Annotated in this window: 2 tRNA genes; both read right to left on the bottom strand. The window is 58.3% G+C overall.

The features are described from left to right. Positions 1-435: 435 nt before the first annotated feature. Positions 436-511, bottom strand: a tRNA-Ala gene (locus tag LRA87_RS18310). A 121-nt stretch (positions 512-632) separates the two neighbouring features. After that, positions 633-709, bottom strand: a tRNA-Ile gene (locus LRA87_RS18305). Positions 710-915 lie beyond the last annotated feature (206 nt).

Below are 915 nucleotides of genomic sequence, written 5' to 3'. Positions count from 1 at the left end.
AAGGCATCCACGAATTGCCCTTACCTCACGCTTGAGAGTCCACACCACCAATGACAACGCTGGATCGCTGCCCCTCAAGGCAGACGACACGAAACTCGGCAGAGCAGCGTCGGTTGGCTTTACCGGGCGCCGCATAACGGCACCGTCCCGGTGTGGATGATTATAATCTCAGCCAGATTGTTTGGAATTGCGTCGGCTGCATGAAGCTTGCGCCCCACGACCCGCTCGCAACCCATGTAGTGATTGAAGTCAGCCTGGAGACGCTCGCTTCAGCGTGCCTTGCGGCTGCTGTGCGCTTCGTTTGTCCAAACCAACACCATCACGGCATCGATTTTAAGAACCCATTCACAATGTCAAAGAGGGAGGCTTGCCTCCCATAAACCGGCGTATCGCTACGCCGGAACTGGTGTCTTCATCTCTGGAAAATCTGAGGAGTGGTGGAGCCTATCGGGATCGAACCGATGACCTGATGCTTGCAAAGCAACCGCTCTCCCAGCTGAGCTAAGGCCCCTCACTCACTCCGCGTGCCGTCAGTCGCAGCAAAGCTGCGCCTTATGGCGCGCTATGCAGCGCTGGCCGCACTTGCCTGCGTGCGCATTAGCTTGCGCTACTGCGTCTCGCATGCTGCGCGATGGTGGGCCGAGTAGGAGTTGAACCTACGACCTCACGCTTATCAGGCGTGCGCTCTAACCACCTGAGCTACCGGCCCATCGCACATACCTGGCTGACCACAAGGGCCGCAGGCGGCGTGAGCCAGCTCAGGCGCACCGCCAGATGGCGGTGTTTCCAGGATGAAGGGACATGAGGACGGCGGCTAGTATGTTCTTTGGAATGGAGGAAGCTCTTCTCCGAGCACGAAGCTCAAAGCGCTTTCCGCCGATATCCTTAGAAAGGAGGTGATCCAGCCGCAGGTTC

Origin of the sequence: Sphingomonas sp. Leaf37 (genome assembly GCF_920939475.1) — a bacterium.
Taxonomy (GTDB): Bacteria; Pseudomonadota; Alphaproteobacteria; order Sphingomonadales; family Sphingomonadaceae; genus Sphingomonas.
The sequence above is the reverse complement of the archived record's forward strand: the minus strand, read 5'-3'. Positions and strand labels throughout refer to the sequence as shown.